General features: G+C 65.9%; 1 protein-coding gene. It reads left to right on the top strand.

The genetic code is table 11. The features are described from left to right. Positions 1-509, top strand: a 509-nt coding sequence (locus AC1DTN_RS39325) for a putative Ig domain-containing protein (protein WP_477925686.1), incomplete at both ends; no start/stop codon positions are given.

Genomic DNA, 509 nt, shown 5'->3' on the forward strand with positions numbered 1-509 from the left:
TGGCGCCAACGACGCACCGGTTGGCGCCAACGACGCACCGGTGCTCGCCGTCCAGACGACCACTCAGAACGCCACCGTCGGCTCTGCCTTCTCCTTCGTGCTGCCGACCACCACCTTCACCGATGTCGACAGCACCGAGACGCTGACCTATACGGCAACTGCTGCCGACGGCACGGCGCTGCCCGCCTGGCTGGCCTTCAACGCCACGACACGGACATTCTCCGGCACGCCGACGACAKSMGGMACYTAYGGCGTCAAGGTGACGGCGACAGACCTCGGCGGCCTTGCGGCCAACGAGASCTTCAAYRTYGCCGTRTCGACGCCTGGCAACACGACGCCGACGGCGGTTGCTGACGCAGGTGACGCGACCGAGAAGGGTGGCATTGCCAATGGTTCGGGTGGTGTGGTTGCGAGCGGCAATGTGCTGACCAACGACACCGATCCGGATGCCGGTGACACCAAGACGGTCACGGCCGTCGTCTTCGGCGCGACATCAGGCACGCTCGGTT

The sequence above is a fragment of the Rhizobium sp. 01T444 genome, from assembly GCF_056398305.1.